Annotated in this window: 1 other RNA gene; it reads right to left on the bottom strand. The window is 52.5% G+C overall.

From position 1 onward, the window contains the following. Position 1 precedes the first annotated feature (1 nt). An RNA gene (rnpB, locus tag EIZ39_RS26245) (RNase P RNA component class B) lies at positions 2-360 on the bottom strand; the annotation flags it as partial.

Below are 360 nucleotides of genomic sequence, written 5' to 3' on the forward strand. Positions count from 1 at the left end.
TCCCTGTAAGCCATGTTTTGTACCACCCAACCGTTTCAGGCAAACGATCAGCTGGCAGTAATCATCTATCTCGAGAGTTTCCTCTCCCCCCACATTTCGTTCAATTCCATATGTGAAGCGCCCCTACCAAAAGTTTGGGTTGCCCGCTCGAGGGGTTTACCGCGTTCCACCGCCTAGGTTTCCCTAGGCGTATCGTCACTGTGGCACTTTTCAGGGATACTCAAGCATAGCCGAAGCCTTAGCCGTTTTTTCCCGCCGTAACGCTATTGCTAACGTCCCCCGGCTTATTTTTTCACCGAGCACGAACACTACAGGCATCGCAGCCTGTGCGAGCATGGACTTTCCTCAGCCGACATAAGC

The sequence above is a fragment of the Ammoniphilus sp. CFH 90114 genome (genome assembly GCF_004123195.1).
In the GTDB taxonomy this organism is placed as follows: domain Bacteria; phylum Bacillota; class Bacilli; order Aneurinibacillales; family RAOX-1; genus YIM-78166.